Source organism: Ancylobacter dichloromethanicus (assembly GCF_018390645.1).
In the GTDB taxonomy this organism is placed as follows: domain Bacteria; phylum Pseudomonadota; class Alphaproteobacteria; order Rhizobiales; family Xanthobacteraceae; genus Ancylobacter; species Ancylobacter dichloromethanicus.
Window position 1 is genome coordinate 51987 of record NZ_JAHBGC010000011.1, and the last position, 18849, is coordinate 70835.

Sequence of the window (18849 nt, forward strand, 5' to 3'; positions counted from 1 at the left end):
TCGCCCAGTACGCGCACTGGTATACTGAATATCCCATCGCGGTGCGCCGCGATGGTGAAAAAGGCGGGGAGCGCACGCATGGCCACGGCGACAGACACCATCATCCGGCGGAAGCTTTCGCATGAGGTGTTCGACCGTCTGCGCACCATGATCACCGGCGGGGAATTGAAGCCCGGCGACGCCATGCCTTCCGAGCGCGACCTGATGGAGCGGTTCGGTGTCGGCCGCCCGGCGATCCGCGAGGCGATGCAGGCGCTGGCCAATATGGGCCTGATCGCCATCACCCATGGCGAGCGCGCCCGGGTCCAGCAACTGACGGCGCGCAGCATCTTCCAGCAGATGGATCTCACCGCCAACATCCTGCTGTCGGCTTCGCCCGACAGTCTCGAACATCTGAAGGAAGCGCGCCGCTTCTTCGAACTCGGCATGGTGCGCGCGGCGGCGGAGCGGGCCACCGCGGAGGAGGTCGCCCGGCTGCGCGCGACGCTGGACGCGCAGGCGCTGGCGATCGAGAACGCGGATGCCTTCATCTCCGCCGACATGCGCTTCCATGCCCAGATCGCGGCGATTTCCGGCAACCCGATCTTCGAGGCGGTGAGCGAGGCGATGCTCGGCTGGCTGCGCCAGTATCACACCGAGATGCTGAGTTGGACGGGGCGGCAGAACGTGACGCTGACCGAGCATGACGAGATTCTCGGGCACATCGCCGGCCACGAGCCGGAACTCGCGGAACAGGCGATGATCCGTCATCTCGACCGCTCGCGCGCGCTCTACATCCACGGCGAGTGAGGCAGCCTCGCCCGTCAGCCTTCCACCCGCGCCACCGCATAGGGCTTGAGCACCAGCACGCTGTCCACCCGCCGGAAGGCGGGACGGCGCCCGGTGGCGGCGAGATCTCCGGCACTGTCTTCGTCGAGCAGGGCCGCGCGCTCGCCCCAGGGCAGGGCGACGCGCTGGTCGTCGGCGGTGAGATTGGCCAGTAGCAGGGTGCGCGATTCATAGCGCTCGACGGCCAGCGCCAGAACACGGTCCTCGCCTTCGACCACGCAGCCAAGGGTGGGCGCGCCCGCCAGTTCGGCCAGCAGGGAGGCCGCGTGGAAGGCGGGGGAGCGCTGGCGGGGGTCGGTGGCCGACATTTCCACCAGGCCGAACGGGCCGGTGAGTGCCGCGCCGATGAAGCTCTCCACGCCCGCCGCCACCAGCCGCGCGGCATAGCCGATCATAAAGGCAGCGGCGAACAGGCCGCGCTGGCGCGGGTCGTCCGGCGTCATGGTCATGCGCCGCCGTTCCGGGTTCGGCAGGGTGCGCGCGCCATAGGGGTTCTGGCGCATGCCGAGCGTCGACGGGCCGATGCGGTAGGGCTTGGCCGCGCCGATGATCGCCCGGGCGGAGCGCAGGATGAAGGGCAGAGCCTCCAGCGACTGCATCACGCTGCGATCATCGGCGTCGTGGACGATCGGGCAGGTGCAGTGGGTGACGAAATCCAGCGCCGCATGGGGCGGGCGCTTGCGGTTCAGCTCGGTGAAATAGCTGAACATGCCACCGCCGATGCGGCATGACGGAAAGGCCGCGCGGGCGGCGGCATAGACCGCCTCCAGCGGCGGGCAGTCCGGCCAGGCGCTGCCGGGAGGGGTCGACTGCCGGTCGACGGCGGGGCTGACGGCGACGGCGTCGAGCCGCAATCCGGCCTGCGCCACCAGCCGCGCCACCTCCGCAAGCTCAGCTTCGATCGGCCTCTGGCAGGGCAGGACGCATTCCAGCACCGTCTCGGCCGGCTGCAGTGCCGCCAGCTGGGCGAATCCGGCCATCGCCTCGGCGCCGTGGCCGGCGGTCGGGTCGAAATGGAACAGCAGCGTCTGCGGGCCGATCTCCGCCAGTATCGGGGCGGCCGCCAGTGTCGCGGCGGTCTCTTCCGGGGTGATGACGAGCCCGAAGGCGGGGGTGCGGCCGATCACGCCGCCGGTCTCGATGCGCAGCGGGGAGTGGGCGACCGGCGCGCCAATGGCTGGGTGGGGGGCCTGCAGCGCTTGGTCGGCGTGGATCGCCAGCGTCACGGACTGCCGCATCGGCACGTTCGCCGGCAGCACATAGGGCCAGGGCAGGGCCAGCGGGCGCACATAGGTCTTGTAGGAAGCGTCGGACCAGTTGCGCTGGTCTTCCATCTCGAAGGCGTCGCCTTCCATCCGGCAGGTCGCGCGCACGCCCGGCGCCACCTCGTGGGTAATGGCGCGCATGTCCTTGAAGGGCTGCCAGGGCGCGATGAGGTCCGGCAGCGCGGCGTGCTCCACGGAGCCGTCGACATGTTCCACCTCCACCGGGGTTCCGGCGAGGCCGACGATAGGGTGCAGGATGGTGAAGCCGCAGCGATTGGTAAGGAAGTCGTCCGGCGGCAGGGCCTCGACGGCGAAGGAAAGCCCCTCCGGGGTGCCCTCGATGCGGGCGCGGAAGTCCAGACGTTTGCCGTCCCGGCCGATGCATCCGGCCGTATAGGCGACCGAAAAGCCTTCCGCCGTTTCGCTTGCTTCGACGGCGTGGAGCGCGGGCGCGTAGGTGCCCCAGTCCTTGTCGCGCACCACATAGGAGATGGCACGCAGCACTTCGCGCCCGGCGTAGCGGATCGCCCGCAGATTGCCGTCGACCAGCTCGGCGCTGAGCGCGCCCGCCCGGAGCAAGCGGGGCGCGGCGACCACTTCCTCGGTGCCGAAATACAGCAGGCGCCGTGCCGCCTTGCATTCCCTCGTGGTCGGCTCGGCTGTGTGTGGGGGCATCTGCCTCACCCTTGCGCCACCTTGCCGGCCGCCGGAATGGGTGCGCGTGCGGCCCCGCGCCGGCCTCTGGCGCGCCCGCCGGCCAGCGCCAGCACGCCGATTACCACGAAACCCTGCACGATGTCCTGCGTGCCGGGCGGAAGGCCGGCAATCTGCATGGTGGTGACGATGAGCACCAGCAGCAGGCTGCCGAACAGCGTGCCGAGGGCGGTCGACGAGCCGCCGAAGATCAGCGAACCGCCCAGCACCACGGCCCCGAGCGACTGCAGCAGATAGGGCTGGCCCATCTCCAGGAAGGCGCCGCCGACATAGGCGCCGAGCAGCATGCCGGCGAGCGCCGCCAGCGTCGACGAAGCGAGGAAGGCGCAGGCGACGATGCGGCCGGTGTTCACGCCGGCCAGCGCCGCCGCCCGCTCGTTCTGTCCCACCGCCGACAATCGGCGGCCATAGACCGTGCGTTGCAGCAGAAACCCGACCGCCAGCACCGCCAGCAGCGCGATGACCAGCATCACCGGCACGCCTTCCACCCGGCCGGCGGCGAGCGTCTTCAGCAGCGGGCTCACCCCGAAGCCGGCGGCCCAGCGATTGGCGACGAGCGTGCCGGTGGCGAGGATATACCCGGTCGCCAATGTGGCGATGATCGCCGGGATGCGGAAGACGATCACCAGCAGCGCATTGACGAGGCCGGTGACGAGCCCGATGCCGAGCACCGTCAGCAAAGCGAGCGGCAGGCCCGCATCGGCACCCGCCGTGACCACGATGCTGGCATAGGCGCTGAGCGTCATCACGCTGGCGATCGACAGGTCGATATTGCCGCGTCCCGTCGTCACCACCAGCGTCTGTCCGAGCGCCACGATGACGAGGAAGCTCGCCGAGACGGCGACGCCCGAGAGCGAGTGCAGGGTGAAGCGGCCGGTGGTCACGGAGAGAATGGCCCACAGGACAAGGACGCCGAGCGCGGCCCAGACCCAGCGGTTGCGCTCCAGCCAGGCGGTCGGATTCAACGAGAGGGCCTTGCCCGTCATGACGGCCTCCGGCGATCGGCGAGCGCGCGCAGCATCAGCATGGCCAGCAACAGGCAACCCTGCACGGCGGCATTATAGTCCGAACTCACCCCCAGCGCGCCCAGCAGCGCGCCGACCAGCGCGAGGGTCAGGGCCCCCGCCACTACGCCGAGCGGCGAGATCAGCCCGCCCAGCAGCGCGCAGCCGCCCATCACCACCGAGGCGACGCTGATGAGGGTGAAGGGGGCGCCGGCATTGATGTCACTGGCGGTATTGATCGCGGTGAGCGACAGCCCCGCCGCCACCGCGAACAGGCCGGCGATCATGTAGCGGATCACAGCGTAGCGCAGCGGCGACCAGCCGCCGAGCGTCATCGCCGGCGCGTTGTTGCCGAATCCGCGCAGCACCACGCCGAGCGGCGAGCGGTCGATGGCAAGCGCCGCGAGACCCGCCACGGCGATGAGCACCAGCGTCGCCGGCACCTCGCCGAGATACCAGCTGAAGGCCGCCGTCAGCCAGGGCGGGCTCGATCCCCCCGGGGTGGGCTGCAACGTGTAGCCGATGCCGATCCAGATGAAGGCGGCGCCGAGCGTCACCACGATGGCCGGGATGCGCCGGAGCTGGATGGTGGCGCCGATCAGGCCGTAGGCGAGCACGCCGAAGGCGAGGGTGGCGACGCCGAGCAGTGGCGAATCGACCAGCAGCGTGGCGCTCACCACATTCACCAGCCCGGCGAAGGCGCCGACGCCAAGGTCGATCTCGCTGCCGCCGACCACGAACATCTGCGCCAGCGCCACCAGAACCAGCGCGATGGCGGGGCCGAGCAGCAGTTCCAGCCCGAACATGGACACGGTTAGCGGGTTCACCCACGCCATCATGGCGAAGACGAAGGCGAGGCTGGCGAAGGGCGCCAGTTCCACCAGCCGCTCGGCCGGGCCGGACGCGGCGGCGCCAGCGGGGCGGGCGTCAATGCCGGGGCGGGTGAACGAGGCGTCGACAATGGCCGGCTCGGTGATCTCGGCGCCGGCCAACTCGCGCACGATCCGGCCTTCGCTGAACACAAGCACGCGGTCGCATTCGAGGAACTCGACATCCTCGGTCGAATGCCAGACCACCAGCCGGCCGGCGCGCGCCACCTCGGCGATGACGGTGTAGAAATCTTCCTTCGCGGCGACATCGACCCCGCGGGTGGGATCGTCGAACAGGACCGTCCCGGCATTGCCGACCAGCGCGCGCGCCACCAGCGCCTTCTGCTGGTTGCCGCCGGAGAGATCGAGAATCGGCGAATCGAAGCGGTCCGGGTCGAGCTTCAGCCGTTCCGCCGCCGCGCGCGCGGCGGCGCGCTCGGCCCGGTCGGAGACAATGCCGAGAGGTCGGCGTCCCTCCAGTCGCCCGAGCGCGATGTTGGACAGCACGCTCCACAGCGGGAACACGCCTTCCTTTTGCCGGTCGCCGGAGACGAAGCTTGCCGTGCCCGTGCGGCGTACATCGTTGTCGCCGCGCCCGTGCAGGCGGTGCAGCAGGTCGCGCTGGCCCGAGCCTTCGAGCCCCGCGAGGCCGACGACCTCGCCCGCCCGCAGCACCAGGTCATGCCCCAGCGGCGCGACCAGGGCGCCCGACAGCCGGACGATCGCGGGTGCCCCGGCGGCGACCGCCGCCCTGCCGGCACGCCGGCCCCGCATGGCGCTTTCCGTCGGGCCGCCCATGGCCTGAACGAGGTCGGCCACGGTCGCATCGGCGCAGGCGCCATGCCACACCGAGCGGCCATTGCGCATGACGAGCACATGGTCGGCGATATCCACCACCTCCTGCAGCTTGTGGCTGATGAAGATGAAGGAAATCCCGCGCGCGGTCTGGGTCCGGATGAAGGCGCGCAATTGCCGGCTGCGTTCCGGCCCCAGCGAGGAGGTCGGCTCGTCGAGAATGATCAGCCGCACGCGCGGCGCGACGACGGCGCGGGCGATTTCCACCATCTGCCGCTGGCCGATCTGGAGATGGCCGACCGGTGCGTCGACGGAAATGCCGTGGTCGGGAAACACCGCGTCGAGCGCGGCCTTGGCCTGCGCCCTGTAGACCCGCCTCCAGAAGGGGCGGGTGCCGGCGGCCTCCGGCGATTCGAGAAAGAAGTTTTCCGCCACCGAGAGATTGTCGCACAGCGACAGTTCCTGGTGGACCATGCGCACGCCGCCGGCCTGCGCCAGCGCGGTATCAAAGAGAGCCGGGTCGATATCGACGCCGTCAATGGCGAGAGTGCCTTCGTCGGCGCGGTGCACCCCGCACAGGATGCGCATCAGCGTCGACTTGCCGGCGCCGTTGCCGCCCACAAGGCCGAGCACTTGCCCGCGTGCGACGACCAGGTCGACCTGATGGTTGGCGCGGGTCGGGCCGAACGACTTGCCGATCCCGGCCAGCCGGACGACCGGCGGACTGTCCTGCTGAGGGGCGGTTGCGGCTGGCGGCGTCATCTGCCCAGTGGCGTCCCCGGTCATGGACCCGTCAAGGAGGCGGTGCGCGGACGCGCCGGCCACAGCCGGAGCGTCCTGCGCGGTGCGGAAAACCGCGGTCATGGCGCCTGCCCGCTCTCGGTCAGTTGCCGGTCTTGGCGGCGATCAGGTTCTTCTCGACCCATTCCTGCGAATAGGACGGGCTGACGATGACGCCGGCGGGAAGATCCGCATAGTCCTTGAGGTTCTCATCCGTCACGGTGGCGACCGGCATGATCATCATCTTGGGCGGGGTGGCGCCCTTCACCAGGCTGTAGGCGAGCCAGAAGGCGGCGCCGCCGATGCCCGGGGTGGTGTTCATCGAAATCGTGGAATAGCCGTTGGCTTCGTGCCGCTTGGCCCACCACTGGATGAAGTTGGAGCTGCCGCCGCCTTCGATGACCGGCATCTTCTTGGCGTAGGCGCCGCCATACTGGTCGAACGCCTGGGCGATGCCGGTGTCGTCGCTGCCGCCCTGGGCCAGCACGGCGTCGACCTGCGGCAGGCTCGGCAGAACATTCGCGACCGCCGACTGCGCGACCGAGGCGGTGGCCTGACCATAGACGGTGGCGACGACCTTGACGTCCGGGTGGTTCTTCAGCACGGCTTCCTGCGCGGCGAACATGTCGGCGTCCGGCGCCGAGCCCTTCACGCCGCGCACGACGATGACGTTGCCCTTGCCGCCGATCTTGTTCAGCACCCAGTCGGCCTGGTCGCGCTTGTAGCCCTTGAAATCGAAATTGAGCTGATAGTTGCAGGGCGCGGACGCGACCGAATCGAACGAAACCACCTTGATGCCGGCCTTGCAGGCCTTTTCGATGATGCCGTTGACGGCGGTCTCGGAGGCGGCGTCGATGGCGATGGCGTCGACCTTCTTGAGGATCAGTTCGGCGATCTGGCTGTTCTGCTGGGCGACGGTGCCATCGCCATTGAGGATGATGTAGTCGGCGATCCTGCCTTCGTCCTTCGCCTTCTTCGCGGCGGCCTCGAAAGCCTCCACCATCTGGTGGCGCCAGCTATTGCCGAAATAGGCATTGGACAGCGCAATGACCGGTTTGTCCGGCGAGGCCGCGGCCGGACCCGCGGCGGCGAGGGCGGCGGTGGCGCAGGCAAGCGCAAGCGCCTTCAGGTGGATACGCGTCTTCGGGTGCACACACGTCTTCAGGTGCATCGGTCTTCCTCCCTATGGCCTCCTTTGGAGGCTCTCATTGCGGCAAACCCGTCGAGGGGCTGCATGATGAGACAAACATTATCTCATCATACCAGTTATGCAAGGGCGTCGGTGTCGGGCGGGTTCAGGCCGTCCCCGCGCGGCAATGGCTCCAGCAGGAGCGGCCGGCCGGGATGCGGCGCGCGGCCGCGAAGCCCTGACAACGCGGGTTTTCCTTGACAGGAAGGGGCCTGCTTTGTAAGGAGCCGGCCTGCGTCGTGGGACCCTGCGTCCCGTGCGCTCATTTCAACCGACCGAAAGAAGCCGGTCCAGGCGGCGACGCCGGAGACCGGGCTCGAACGAAAGGACAGAATATGTTCGCGGTCATCAAGACGGGTGGCAAGCAGTATCGCGTTGCCCCCGATGCACTCGTCACCGTCGGCAAGATCGAGGCCGAGGCCGGTTCTTCCCTGACGCTGCCGGTGCTCATGCTCGGCGGCGAGAGCCCGAAGGTCGGCGCTCCGCTGGTGGATGGTGCCTCCGTGACGCTTGAAGTGGTCAAGCATACGCGTGGCGCGAAAGTCATTGCGTTCAAGAAGCGTCGCCGTCAGAATTCGCGTCGCAAGATTGGCCACCGGCAGGACTTCACCGTCGTCCGCGTGACCTCGATCGTCGGCGCCTGAGACCGCCAGCTAGGAAATTAGGAGAGCAACATGGCTCATAAGAAAGCAGGCGGTTCCTCCCGCAACGGTCGCGACTCGGCTGGCCGTCGTCTCGGCGTCAAGAAGTTCGGCAGCGAGAAGGTGATCGCTGGCAACATCATCGTGCGTCAGCGCGGCACGACCTGGCATCCCGGCACCAATGTCGGCATGGGCAAAGACCATACCCTCTTTGCGCTCATTGAAGGCCGAGTCGAGTTCCGAGCCAAAGCCAATTCCCGCACGTACGTATCCGTCATTCCGGCCACCGAGGCCGCCGAATAAAGCCGGTGAGGGTTCTTGGAAATCCCGCCGGTCTCGCCCGACCGGAAGGATTTCCCGAACGTCCCTGAAGGACACCCGGGGTACCCGACAGGGGAGGCGAGGAAACCGCCTCCCCTTCGTCGTTCCGGTCCCAGGAGCCCTCAGATGACCATAGTCGAAGCGACCCTCGGGTCACCCCTCGTCGAGAGCAGTACCGCCGTCCTCGAAACCGGCCGCCTCCTCCTGCGCGTGCCCCGGATCGAGGACATGACGTGGATCGCCGAGCTCGCCGACAACCGCAAGGTGGCGGAGATGACGGCGAACATTCCCCATCCCTATGGCATGGCGGATGCGGCCTCCTTCGTCGCCAATCTGCCGGGCGGACGCGAGGCGGCGACGTTCGCGATCTTTCTCAAGAGCGAATCGACCTTGCGGGCCGGTGAGGCGTCCGGTTTCGGCCCGGCGATCCCCGTCGGCATGTGCGGCTTCAACCGCCGGGACGAGGACGCGCCGGAGATCGGCTACTGGCTCGGCGAGCCCTATTGGGACCACGGCATCGCCACCGAGGCGGTGCGGGCGCTGATCGACCACGCCTTCGGCGACCGCAAGCTCACCGCGCTCGCCGCCTCGGCCCGCGTCGTCAACCCGGCCTCGCGCGGCGTGCTGGAGAAGTGCGGCTTCCAGTGGACCGGCGTCGGCCTCGCCCGGGTGAGGGCTATGGGGGCTTCGGTGCCGGTGGACCGCTTCCGGCTGGAGCAGCGGCTGTGGACCTCGCTGCGCGCCTGGGGTGCCACCAAGCCGCCGCGCCTGCACGAGATCGACGCCGTCCGGCATTGAGCCGGCGTTTTTTGCTATCCTGACCGGGTTCCCGCCGCCGCGGGGACTCCACAACATTGAGCCGCCACGATGAAGTTTCTCGACCAGGCCAAGATCTATGTCCGCGCCGGCGACGGTGGAGCGGGCTGCCTCTCGTTCCGGCGGGAGAAGTTCATTGAGTTTGGTGGGCCCGATGGGGGCGATGGCGGGCGGGGCGGGGATGTGTGGATCGAGTGTGTCGAGGGGCTGAACACGCTGATCGACTACCGCTTCCAGCAACATTTCAAAGCCAAGAAAGGCGGTTACGGCATGGGTTCCAACCGTGCCGGCGCCAAAGGCGACGACGTGGTGCTGAAAGTTCCGGCGGGGACCGAGGTTCTCGATGAGGACGGTGAGACCGTTCTGGCCGATCTGACCGAGGTCGGCCAGCGCATCCGCTTCATCAAGGGCGGCAATGGCGGCTTCGGCAACGCGCATTTCCAGACCTCCACCAACCAGGCGCCGCGCCGGGTCAATCCCGGCCAGGAGGGCGAGGAGCGGTGGATCGTGCTGCGGCTGAAGCTGATCGCCGATGCCGGCCTCGTCGGCCTGCCCAATGCCGGCAAGTCCACCTTTCTCGCCGCCACCACCGCCGCCAAGCCGAAAGTGGCCGACTACCCCTTCACCACGCTGCACCCGGGGCTGGGCGTGGTGCGGGTGGACGAGCGCGAATTCGTGCTCGCCGACATTCCCGGCCTGATCGAGGGCGCGCATGAGGGCATCGGCCTCGGCGACCGCTTCCTCGCCCATATCGAGCGCTGCCGCGTGCTGCTGCACCTGGTCGACGGCACCAGCGAACATGCCGGCAAGGCCTACAAGACGGTGCGCGCCGAGCTGGAGGCCTATGGCCATGAGCTGGGCGAAAAGGTCGAGATCGTCGCGCTTTCCAAGGCCGATTCGCTCGACAGGGAGACGCTGAAGACCCAGCTCGATCGCCTCAAGCGCGCGGCGAAGAAGAAGCCGCTGGTGCTTTCCGCCGCCTCCGGCGAGGGCGTGCGCGAGGCGCTGCGGGCGCTGGCCGGCGTCATCGACGAGGGCCGCGCGGTGGAGGAACAGCGCGAGGTCGCCGAGCCCTGGCGGCCGTGAAAAGCCCCCTCTCCCCCGGGGGGAGAGGGTTGGGGTGAGGGGGCGTCGCGCCAGCCGTGCGCGGCCCTTGCCCCTCGCCCGCCGCGGCGCGGCGACCTCTCCGCCACGGGAGAGGTGAAGGCCACAATTCCCGCGCGCGGGCGCCCGAAACGGCGTATGTAGCGCGCCGTCGTCCCTGCTGATCCGAAGCGCGCCCGAGATGAATCACCCGACTGCGGACACCGCTGCCGCCCTGACTGAAGACGCTGCTGCTTCCTCAAGCTGCGCAAGCGCCCCCGCCCCGGCGGCGCCGCAGCTTGGCGCCTTCCGCCGCATCGTGGTGAAGGTGGGCTCGGCGCTGCTGGTGGACTCTTCGCGCGGGGCGCTGCGCCATGCCTGGCTGGCGGCGCTGGCCGAGGATGTCGCCCATCTCCACCGCGAGGGCAAGGAGGTGCTGGTGGTGTCCTCCGGCGCCATCGCGCTGGGGCGCAATGTGCTGAAGCTGCCCAAGCGCCCGCTGAAGCTGGAGGAGAGCCAGGCCGCCGCCGCCGTCGGGCAGATCGCGCTGGCGCGGGCGTGGTCGGAGGCGCTGGCGCATGAGGGCGTGGCGGCAGGGCAGATCCTGATCACGCTGGGCGACACCGAGGAGCGGCGGCGCTATCTCAACGCCCGCTCCACCATCGCCAAGCTGTTGGAGCTGAAGGTCGTCCCGGTCATCAACGAGAACGACACGGTGGCGACCTCGGAAATTCGCTATGGCGACAATGACCGGCTCGCCGCCCGGGTCGCCGGCATGACCAGCGCCGATTTGCTCATCCTGCTCTCGGACATTGACGGGCTCTACACCGCCCCGCCGAACGAGAACCCCAATGCCGCGCTCATTCCCGTGGTGCCGCGCATCACCGCCGAGATCGAGGCGATGGCCGGGGGCGCGGGCACCGAGCTGTCGCGCGGCGGCATGAAGACCAAGGTGGAGGCGGCCAAGATCGCCACCACGGCCGGCGCGCACCTGGTGATCGCCTCCGGCAAGGTGAAGAACCCCTTGCGCGCCATCGAGACCGGGGCGCGCTGCACCTGGTTTCTCGCCCCCGCCAACCCGGTGGCCTCGCGCAAACGCTGGATCGCCGGCGCGCTGGAGCCGCGCGGCACGCTGCATCTCGACGCCGGCGCGGTGGCCGCTTTGCGCCGGGGCTCGTCGCTCTTGCCGGCCGGGGTGAAACGGGTGGAAGGCGATTTCAGCCGGGGCGACGCGGTGATCCTGCGCGGGCCGGATGGTGCCGAGATCGGGCGCGGGCTGGTGGCCTATGACCACGACCACGCCGAACGCCTCAAGGGCCGCTCATCGGACGAGATCGTCACGATTACCGGGTTTGAAGGCCGCGCCGCGATGGTGCACCGGGATGATCTGGTGCTGGGCGGTGGGTGAGAATAGTCATTGAGCCGTTGCGGCAATCATTGCCCCGGCCATAGTGGAGATAGTCCCCGCGACTCCCCAGTCGCGCGTTGTAAAAAGTACGCTCGTATCGGAAACGACCGTAATGGCTCCAACCAATTTCTGAGTTGGTATCTCCAATCGAGAAATCTTGTTTGTCGAACTCTCGAATTTGTCGCGAAGACTGCGTATTGGATTAAATACGATCTCCTTAATAAAACCCCTCCGAAGTTGGCGGCGTCTTGATCTCAATTCATCAATTTGCTTATTTTGTAAATCAATCATAGAAATAACAAGTTCAGTAACATTGGCGTTGACGCCGCAAGACCGCAAAAGTCTTGATTCTAAATTTCTAAAATAATCGTTCTCCATTCTTTCTGTTCTTCTATATGATGTTGTTGAGTCAGATGATCCGAGGCGCGTTTCAAAGTCTGCCCACTTCATAGAAGACATAACTCGTGATTTTCCAAGCCTGTCTAGGTATATTCTTTTAGCGCGACCCTCGCTGTCTCCATTAGACATTTCCTCAACAAAGAAAGATCCCTCAATAAACTGTTTTGAATGAATATATTCTTCGATAAGGTGATTTAATTCAGAAAATTCTGCATCTGAGAATACAGTTATATCCTCACATACATTTTTGCTACGAGAGCTTTTTGATATCTCGCTCAATATTCGCGACAAAAGAATTATAGTCGTTTGTCGCTTTTACTAAGTTGAGGGCGGGGAGCGGGAGTTGCCATTTTCAACACGAATCAAAAAAGAGAAAATAAAAATTGGCACGATAAAAGCGAGAATAATAGCGTTCAATTTTTTGAGCATTTGGTTCTCGCATTTTTTGGATGGGTCGTGCGCCCTTACTCGCTGCGCCTGGTTCACCGATGGCAATTCCCGATCACTGTCTGAGCAGGGCTTTGCGCGGTTTGAACGGATTTAAATGAGTTTAAACGGTTTAAAACGGTTGACTTCGAATGAGACTGGGTTTAGTATGCTCTCATTGAAGTGAGCCAGAACCGGAGATTTTAAATGAATTCAAATATTAATAGTACAATGTCTCGTGATCTGAGGGAGCTATACAGCACTGACGATTCGGCTAGGCGCGTATTCGCCTGGTTTGATGAGCGCCGAAAAGACTCGCGCGCAATGCCGGTTCGTATCGCCGCTTATAGAACTGGCCTTGACGAACGTGAAATTCGTCGCGTGTTCAAGTTGCTCGATGAAATTGGTTGTGGGAGATATATTAAGGGGAGGGGAGAAAACGAAAGCCGAATGGCTTGGACGTTGAGTATTCGGAGTATTGCTTCAGCAGCAAAAGGTGAAAGCTTTAGTCTCGAAGAGGTTGCGGTGGAGCCAGAAGATACTCTTGAGGCAGAAGGTATTATATTTAATCCGGATGAACCGGTTATTCATACATTTAAGCTAAGATCAGATTTTGAAGTTAAAATCAGTCTTCCGTCTGATTTTACTGATCGTGAAGCTGACCGACTTGGGGCTTTCTTGAAGGCTATACCGATCAGTTAAGCGCGCTGAGACCACTCCCCTCACCCAGGTAGGGAAGTGGTCTCTATGCCATCGGGTGCGGTTCGCTCAGGTGTCCCTCCCCCTTTCGTGACCCCACCTCCCCCTATCCCGCCCTATCTTGTCAGGCATGCACCGTCGTTCCCTGCTTGCCGCTCCGCTGCTTCTGCTCGCCCCGCGCCTCGCGCGCGCTCAGGCTGAGTCCCCACCCGAATCCTCCACGCCCGCGCTGAACGCGGTGCTCGACCGCGCCGGCGGGCTGGAGCCGCTGCGCACTGTGCTGGTGATGAAGGACGGCGAAACGCTGGCCGCGCGGGGCTATGCCGGCGGACGGGTGGACCGGCCGACCAATATCAAATCGGCCTCCAAGAGCATCCTCGCCATTCTGGCCGGCATCGCCATCGACAAGGGCGTGCTGGAGGGGGCGGGGCAGAAGATCGCGCCGCTGCTCAAGGCGGATTTGCCCGCCGACCCCGACCCGCGCCTTTATGAGATCACGCTCGGCCATCTGCTCTCCATGCAGGCGGGGCTGGAGCGCACCTCCGGCGCCTATTACGGCGCGTGGATCGCGAGCCCGAACTGGGTGCGCGCCGCGCTGGCGCGGCCCTTTGTCGATGAGCCGGGCGGGCAGATGCTGTATTCCACCGGCTCCTCGCACCTCGTCTCGGCTATCCTGACGCGGGCGAGCGGGCGCTCGACGCGGACGCTCGCGCGGGACTGGCTCGGGCCGATCGAGGGGTTTGAAATCGCCGACTGGGAGCAGGACAGGCAGGGGGTGTATTTCGGCGGCAACCAGATGGCGATGCGCCCGACCTCCCTGCTCGCCTTCGCCGAGTGCTGCCGCAACGAGGGGCGCAACCGGGCCGGGGAACAGGTGATCCCGCCGGACTGGATCGCCGCGTGCTGGCAGGTGCGCACCGCCTCGCGCTTCACCGGCGACGGCTATGGCTATGGCTGGTTCACCCGCGAGATCGACGGCGCGCGGGCGCATTATGGCTGGGGCTATGGCGGGCAGATGCTCTATGTGGTGCCCGAGCGCGGCGTGAGCCTGGTCATGACCTCCACCACCGACGCTCCCTCCGGCCGCACCGGCCACCGCGACGACCTTCACGCGCTGGCCGGCGAGATGCTCGCCGCGCTGCGGTAGCCCGATTCACAGGCATGCCCGCGCGCGGGCCTGCCGAATTGCGCGCCAGTGGCGGTTATGCGTCGGGTCGGTACAACGCGCCCGTCGCGATTGTGCAACGCAGCAACGGCGGCGCGGCGCTGGCATGCTTCGTGCTCCGGCTTCCCCGATCCATCGCCATCCCGAGGGGAACGCCGTGACGAAGAAGATTGAGACGACCAATTCCTCGATCGAGACGCTGCTCGCCGCCCGCAGCTTCACCCGCCGCGTGCTGTTCAAGGGCGCGCTGGCGGCCGGCGCCATGACCGCCGCCGGGCCCTATCTGGTGCGCGACGCCTTCTCCTCCTCGGGCGAGCTGAACCTGCTCAACTGGGCGGACGAGCTGCCCGACCCGGTCATCCCCGAATTCACCAAGAAGACCGGCATCAAGGTGAACTCCACCCCGTTCTCGCAGAACGAGGAGCAGATCAACAAGCTGCAGGCCACCGAGGGCGAGGGCTTCGACCTGTGCGCCCCCACCCGCGACCGCGCGCCCCAGTTCAAGGAACTGGACGTGCTGGCGCCCTACGACCTCTCCAAGCTGAAGCTCGACCAGGTGCTGCCGGCGATGATGGAAGGCTCCACCAGCGTGTGGACCTGGGATGGCGGGCTGTACCATGTGCCGCATTGCTGGGGCTCGGAGGCGATCGCCTGGCGCACCGACCTCGCCGACCTGAAATACGACACGCTGAGCTACGGCACGCTGTGGGCGCCGGAGTTCAAGGGCAAGATGCAGGGCCGCCCGCACTCGCTGCTCCTGGGCATCGGCCTGTGGTGGGACAAGACCGGCAAGCTGCCCTCCAACCGCATGCTCGACGCCTTCAAGGACGAGGCGACGATGAAGAAGATCTACGACCCGATCCTCGAATTCGCCGTCGCCAACAAGGCGCAGGTGAAGCAGTTCTGGGATTCGGCCGACAACACCAAGTCCGGCTTCATGGAAAATGGCTGCGTCATCGGCCAGACCTGGGACGGGCCGGCGCTGTCGCTGAAGAAGGACGGCAAGCCGGTGGCCTATATGGCGCCGCAGGAAGGCGCGATCACCTGGATCGACGGCTGGTCGATGACCAGGGCGGCGGCGAACACCGCGCAGGCCTATGAGTTCATCAACTTCATCCACACGCCGGAAGTCTCGGCGATGGTGGCCAACGGCTCGGGCTACAACCCGGTGGTGAAGGGCGCCGACAAGTTCCTCTCCGAGGTGGCGAAGAAGAACTTCGCCGAGGCCTATCCCGGCAACGCGCTCGACAATCTGTGGAGCCGCCCGCCGGAGCCGTCCTGGTACGCCGAGCTGCGCAACCAGTATGCCGAGAAGTTCAAGGCGGCATGAGGCGTTTGCCGGCTTAGTACCGCCAGGGCCGGGCGTGTCCCCGCCCGTCACACGCTCCCGGATCGCCGCGGTCGCGCGGTCCGGGGCGACGGCAACCCAACTGAACGGAAATTCGCATGGCCGCTGCCGTCGAGCTTGAGGGCGTCAATGTCACCTTCGGCGATTTCGTCGCGGTGAAGGAGGCCAACCTCACCATCGAGCCGGGCGAGTTCTTCTCCTTTCTCGGCCCGTCCGGCTGCGGCAAGACCACGCTGCTGCGCACCATTTCCGGCTTCATCGAGCCCACGCGCGGCGCGGTGCGGATCGGCGGGGCCGACATGAGGGGGATCGGCCCCAACAGGCGCCCGACCGCGCTGATCTTCCAGAACCTCGCTCTGTTCCCGATGATGAGCGTGGCGGAGAACATCGGCTACGGCCTGCGCGTGCGCGGCGTGCCCCGGCACGAGCGCGACGAGAAGGTGAAGAACCTGCTGATCCAGGTGGCGCTGTCCGAGCACGGCCACAAGAAGGTGGCCGAGCTGTCCGGCGGCCAGAAGCAGCGCGTCGCCATCGCCCGCGCGCTGGCGGTGGAGCCTTCCGTGCTGTTGCTGGACGAGCCGCTTTCCGCGCTCGACCTGAAGCTGCGCCAGCACATGCGCTCGGAGTTGCGCGCGATCCAGAAGCGGGTCGGCATCACCTTCATCTACATCACCCACGACCAGGGCGAGGCGCTGACCATGTCGGACCGCATCGCGGTGATGAATGCCGGGGTGATCGAGCAGGTCGGCGACGGCCGCGCCGTCTATGCCGAGCCGCGCACGCCCTTCGTCGCCTCCTTCGTCGGCGAGAACAACCAGATACGCGGCCGCCTCACCGCCCGCGAGGGCGCGCTGGCGACGCTCGATACCCCGCTCGGCCCGCTTGCCGGGCGCAACCCGGTGGCGCTGGAGGTGGGGCAGGAGGCGCTGCTGTTCGTGCGGCCGGAGGCGATGCGGCTGCGCGCCAACGGCACCGCCGCCGGTTTCGAGGGCGAGACGCTCGATGTCGCCTATGAGGGCAGCGTGACCCATGTGACGCTGCGGGTGAAGACCGGGCAGAAGGTGACGGCGAGCCTTGGCGCCAGCACCGGCATCGCCCCGCCGGCCCCGGGCGAGCATCTGCGCATCGGCTTCAGCCCGGAGGACGCGCTGCTGCTGGCGCGGCCGGAAAGGCACTGAGATGAACGGCAACCTCGCCTTCGTCTTCGGCCTGCCGCTGGCGGTGGTCGTGTTCTTCTTCGCCTTCGCCGCCTATGAGCGGCGCGCCGGTGTGGCGACAGGGCCCGGCTTCTTCCAGCGCAACGGCCTCGCCATCGGGCTCTATCTGGTGGTGGCGGTGGGATTCTGGGCCTTCTTCATCATCCTGCTGCCGCAGCTCGCCATGGTGGACATGTCGTTCCGCCCGAAGCTGCCGCCCTCGCAGATGGGCGGGCCGAAGGACCTGTACACGCTGGAGAACTACCGCTACTTCCTGTTCGGCTCGACCACCTCGACCGAGGAATGGAACTGGCTGCACATCAAGGCCTTCTTCCTCACCATCGGGGCGAGCATCGCCATCACCCTGCTGAACTTCGCCATCTGCTACCCGCTGGCCTTCCACATGGCGCAATCGGCCACGGCGGCGCGGCTGCGGGTGCTGCTGCTGCTGCTGATCCTGCCCTATTGGGTCAACGAGATCCTGCGCGCCTTCGCCTTCCGGGTGCTGCTGTCCTCGGGCGGCATCATCAACCAGATGCTGATGGGCAGCGGGCTGACCGCCGAGCCGGTCGACTTCCTCGGCGCCGATGTCGGGCTCTATGCGGGCCTTTCCTACGCCTATCTGCTGATGATGATCTTCCCGCTCTACAACGCCATCGAGAGCCTGGACAAGAATCAGGTCGAGGCGGCGCGGGACCTTGGCGCGCCCTGGTGGCACATCCACGCCTTCATCGTGCTGCCGCATGCCAAGCCGGGCATCGCCTCGGGCTGCACGCTGGTGTTCATGCTGACCGCCGGCGCGCTGGCGGCGCCGCTGGTGCTGGGCGGGCCGCGCACGCTGTGGTTCACCCCCATCGTCTATGACCGCTTCTACCAGGCCTTCAACTGGCCGCAGGGGGCGGCCTATGCCTTCATCCTGCTGGTGAGCTGCATCGTCTTCGTGCTGGTGGTGCTGAAGGCGTTCAGGCTCAGCCTTGGAGAAATCACGCGATGATGAGGTTCACGCGATGAATCCGGGTCCGTTCCAGCGGGTGATGTTCACGCTCTACACGGCGGTGTTCTTCCTTTATCTGCTCGGGCCGCTGGCGGTGATGGCGGTTTCCGCCTTCAACACCCCGCAATACCCGCAGGTCTGGCCGATCGAGGGGGTGACGCTGGACTGGTTCGCGGCGCTGTTCGCCGACCGGGACATGATGACCGGCCTCAGGATGAGCCTGTGGATCGGCCTGCTGGTGGTGTGCATCGCAGTGCCGATCGGGCTGGCCGGGGCCATCATCATGACCCAGATCCAGCCGCGCGTGCGCTCGCTCTATTATCTTGTCGTGGTCTCGCCGGTGCTGACCCCGGGCATCATCATCGGCATTTCCACCGTGGTGTTCTGGCGCCAGTTCACCGGGCAGACCGGGACGCGCTTCCTCTATGACGGGGTGGTGCTGACCGTGCTGGGGCAGGCGAGCTTCATCTCCGCCTATTGCATGCTGATCATCCTCGCCCGGCTGCAGCGCTTCGACCGCTCGCAGGAGGAGGCGGCGCTGGACTTGGGGGCCAGCTACCCGCAGGTGTTCCGCCACATATTGCTGCCGTTCCTCAAGCCGGCGCTGGCCTCGGCGGCGGTGCTGGCCTTCCTGTCCTCGTTCGAGAACTACAACACCACGACTTTCGCCATCCTTTCCGACAAGACGCTGACCACGGTGCTGGCGGGGCGGGTGCGGCAGGGCTCGACCCCGGCGATCTCGGCGCTGGCGGTGGTGATCGTGGTGACCACGGTGATCGGCGCCATCGCCTACGAGATCTACAAGCGGCGCGCGGATGCGGCGGCGGCGGCGCGCCAGCGCGCGGCGCTGGAGGCCGAGGAGGCGGAGATGTCCGGGACGCCGGCGGCGGCGATGGGGTGACACGGGAT

The 18849-nt window shown here is 66.5% G+C and carries 17 protein-coding genes; 12 read left to right on the plus strand and 5 right to left on the minus strand.

The features are described 5' to 3' along the window. The first annotated feature begins 78 nt into the window (after positions 1-78). A complete protein-coding gene (locus tag KHC23_RS05905; protein WP_213370442.1) occupies positions 79-789 on the plus strand; it encodes a transcriptional regulator NanR in 711 nt (236 codons plus the stop codon). Positions 790-803: 14 nt separating this feature from the next. Here KHC23_RS05905 and apnL read toward each other — a convergent pair whose 3' ends face one another. The 4 genes from apnL to KHC23_RS05925 are packed head-to-tail and all read right to left on the minus strand — an operon-like array spanning position 804 to position 7426. After that, a complete protein-coding gene (apnL, locus tag KHC23_RS05910) occupies positions 804-2768 on the minus strand; it encodes a D-apionate lactonase (RefSeq protein ID WP_213370444.1) in 1965 nt (654 codons plus the stop codon). A 5-nt stretch (positions 2769-2773) separates the two neighbouring features. Beyond that, positions 2774-3793: an ABC transporter permease gene (locus KHC23_RS05915; protein ID WP_213370446.1), complete on the minus strand. Its 1020-nt coding sequence runs from the start codon at positions 3791-3793 to the stop codon at positions 2774-2776. Continuing rightward, positions 3790-6339: an ATP-binding cassette domain-containing protein gene (locus KHC23_RS05920; protein WP_213370448.1), complete on the minus strand. Its 2550-nt coding sequence runs from the start codon at positions 6337-6339 to the stop codon at positions 3790-3792. Before KHC23_RS05920 ends, KHC23_RS05915 begins: the two co-directional genes overlap by 4 nt. A 19-nt stretch (positions 6340-6358) precedes the next feature. Continuing rightward, on the minus strand, positions 6359-7426 hold the full coding sequence (locus KHC23_RS05925) for an ABC transporter substrate-binding protein (RefSeq protein ID WP_213370450.1): 1068 nt from the start codon (positions 7424-7426) through the stop codon (positions 6359-6361). 353 nt (positions 7427-7779) lie between these two features. Here KHC23_RS05925 and rplU point away from each other — a divergent pair, with 353 nt between their 5' ends. The 5 genes from rplU (at position 7780) to proB (ending at position 11713) form a co-directional block, all read left to right on the plus strand. Further along, positions 7780-8088, plus strand: coding sequence for a 50S ribosomal protein L21 (gene rplU, locus KHC23_RS05930; protein WP_213370452.1), 309 nt, complete (start codon positions 7780-7782; stop codon positions 8086-8088). A gap of 30 nt (positions 8089-8118) precedes the next feature. Beyond that, positions 8119-8388, plus strand: a complete 270-nt coding sequence (gene rpmA, locus KHC23_RS05935) for a 50S ribosomal protein L27 (RefSeq protein WP_213370454.1) — start codon at positions 8119-8121, stop codon at positions 8386-8388. 144 nt (positions 8389-8532) lie between these two features. Next, positions 8533-9204: a GNAT family N-acetyltransferase gene (locus KHC23_RS05940; protein ID WP_213370456.1), complete on the plus strand. Its 672-nt coding sequence runs from the start codon at positions 8533-8535 to the stop codon at positions 9202-9204. Between the two features lie 69 nt (positions 9205-9273). Beyond that, the gene (gene obgE, locus KHC23_RS05945) at positions 9274-10308 is read left to right on the plus strand and encodes a GTPase ObgE (RefSeq protein WP_213370458.1); all 1035 of its coding nucleotides are present in this window, start codon (positions 9274-9276) and stop codon (positions 10306-10308) included. A gap of 199 nt (positions 10309-10507) precedes the next feature. Further along, complete coding sequence (gene proB, locus KHC23_RS05950) at positions 10508-11713, plus strand: glutamate 5-kinase (protein ID WP_246544294.1); 1206 nt, start codon at positions 10508-10510, stop codon at positions 11711-11713. A gap of 6 nt (positions 11714-11719) precedes the next feature. Here proB and KHC23_RS05955 read toward each other — a convergent pair whose 3' ends face one another. Continuing rightward, on the minus strand, positions 11720-12391 hold the full coding sequence (locus tag KHC23_RS05955) for a hypothetical protein (RefSeq protein WP_213370460.1): 672 nt from the start codon (positions 12389-12391) through the stop codon (positions 11720-11722). Between the two features lie 354 nt (positions 12392-12745). Here KHC23_RS05955 and KHC23_RS05960 point away from each other — a divergent pair, with 354 nt between their 5' ends. From KHC23_RS05960 to KHC23_RS05985, 6 genes are all read left to right on the plus strand, one after another. Further along, the gene (locus tag KHC23_RS05960; RefSeq protein ID WP_213370462.1) at positions 12746-13240 is read left to right on the plus strand and encodes a hypothetical protein; all 495 of its coding nucleotides are present in this window, start codon (positions 12746-12748) and stop codon (positions 13238-13240) included. A 127-nt stretch (positions 13241-13367) separates the two neighbouring features. Further along, on the plus strand, positions 13368-14384 hold the full coding sequence (locus tag KHC23_RS05965; RefSeq protein WP_213370464.1) for a serine hydrolase domain-containing protein: 1017 nt from the start codon (positions 13368-13370) through the stop codon (positions 14382-14384). 175 nt (positions 14385-14559) lie between these two features. Next, complete coding sequence (locus tag KHC23_RS05970) at positions 14560-15732, plus strand: extracellular solute-binding protein (RefSeq protein WP_271188675.1); 1173 nt, start codon at positions 14560-14562, stop codon at positions 15730-15732. Between the two features lie 116 nt (positions 15733-15848). Beyond that, positions 15849-16928 (plus strand): ABC transporter ATP-binding protein, encoded by a 1080-nt coding sequence (locus KHC23_RS05975; RefSeq protein ID WP_213370466.1) that lies wholly within the window; start codon positions 15849-15851, stop codon positions 16926-16928. 1 nt (position 16929) lies between these two features. Beyond that, entirely contained in the window at positions 16930-17940 is a 1011-nt protein-coding gene (locus tag KHC23_RS05980; RefSeq protein WP_213370468.1) for an ABC transporter permease, read from the plus strand. Between the two features lie 13 nt (positions 17941-17953). Next, positions 17954-18841, plus strand: a complete 888-nt coding sequence (locus tag KHC23_RS05985; protein ID WP_213370470.1) for an ABC transporter permease — start codon at positions 17954-17956, stop codon at positions 18839-18841. Positions 18842-18849 lie beyond the last annotated feature (8 nt).

Excerpts from the sequence above, each read along its gene's own strand:
- rpmA (WP_213370454.1), top strand. The coding sequence starts at position 8,119 with ATGGCTCATAAGAAAGCAGGCGGTTCCTCCCGCAACGGTCGCGACTCG.
- KHC23_RS05920 (WP_213370448.1), bottom strand. The coding sequence starts at position 6,339 with ATGACCGCGGTTTTCCGCACCGCGCAGGACGCTCCGGCTGTGGCCGGC.
- apnL (WP_213370444.1), bottom strand. The coding sequence starts at position 2,768 with ATGCCCCCACACACAGCCGAGCCGACCACGAGGGAATGCAAGGCGGCA.
- KHC23_RS05975 (WP_213370466.1), top strand. The coding sequence starts at position 15,849 with ATGGCCGCTGCCGTCGAGCTTGAGGGCGTCAATGTCACCTTCGGCGAT.
- KHC23_RS05985 (WP_213370470.1), top strand. The coding sequence starts at position 17,954 with ATGAATCCGGGTCCGTTCCAGCGGGTGATGTTCACGCTCTACACGGCG.
- obgE (WP_213370458.1), top strand. The coding sequence starts at position 9,274 with ATGAAGTTTCTCGACCAGGCCAAGATCTATGTCCGCGCCGGCGACGGT.
- KHC23_RS05915 (WP_213370446.1), bottom strand. The coding sequence starts at position 3,793 with ATGACGGGCAAGGCCCTCTCGTTGAATCCGACCGCCTGGCTGGAGCGC.
- KHC23_RS05980 (WP_213370468.1), top strand. The coding sequence starts at position 16,930 with ATGAACGGCAACCTCGCCTTCGTCTTCGGCCTGCCGCTGGCGGTGGTC.
- KHC23_RS05960 (WP_213370462.1), top strand. The coding sequence starts at position 12,746 with ATGAATTCAAATATTAATAGTACAATGTCTCGTGATCTGAGGGAGCTA.
- KHC23_RS05965 (WP_213370464.1), top strand. The coding sequence starts at position 13,368 with ATGCACCGTCGTTCCCTGCTTGCCGCTCCGCTGCTTCTGCTCGCCCCG.
- rplU (WP_213370452.1), top strand. The coding sequence starts at position 7,780 with ATGTTCGCGGTCATCAAGACGGGTGGCAAGCAGTATCGCGTTGCCCCC.
- KHC23_RS05925 (WP_213370450.1), bottom strand. The coding sequence starts at position 7,426 with ATGCACCTGAAGACGTGTGTGCACCCGAAGACGCGTATCCACCTGAAG.
- KHC23_RS05940 (WP_213370456.1), top strand. The coding sequence starts at position 8,533 with ATGACCATAGTCGAAGCGACCCTCGGGTCACCCCTCGTCGAGAGCAGT.
- KHC23_RS05905 (WP_213370442.1), top strand. The coding sequence starts at position 79 with ATGGCCACGGCGACAGACACCATCATCCGGCGGAAGCTTTCGCATGAG.
- proB (WP_246544294.1), top strand. The coding sequence starts at position 10,508 with ATGAATCACCCGACTGCGGACACCGCTGCCGCCCTGACTGAAGACGCT.